Below are 261 nucleotides of genomic sequence, written 5' to 3' on the forward strand. Positions count from 1 at the left end.
CGGTCGGTGACGTCCTGAACGATGCCAACCATTTCCGCGGGGTTTCCGTCGGGGCCATAGCGTACCTCGGCCTGCTCGTGGACGATCCGTTCGCTGCCGTCAGGCAGCACAATCCTGTGATCCAAGGCATACGGCGCCCTCCGTTCCAATGCCGCACGGACCGCGTCTTCGACGGCGGCCCGATCCTCGGGATGGATGGCGGCAAGAAAGTCGGTGTAGGAGGGTTCGCCATCCGGCTTTACGCCGAAGATGCGATAGGTT

1 protein-coding gene is annotated in these 261 nt (G+C 63.2%); it reads right to left on the reverse strand.

Annotated elements, in window-relative coordinates:
* Positions 1–261 (reverse strand): PAS domain-containing protein (locus tag R0J87_RS21720; protein ID WP_498888901.1); only part of this gene is annotated, 261 nt, incomplete at both ends.

Source organism: Halomonas sp. SIMBA_159 (genome assembly GCF_046536035.1).
GTDB lineage: Bacteria > Pseudomonadota > Gammaproteobacteria > Pseudomonadales > Halomonadaceae > Vreelandella > Vreelandella venusta_A.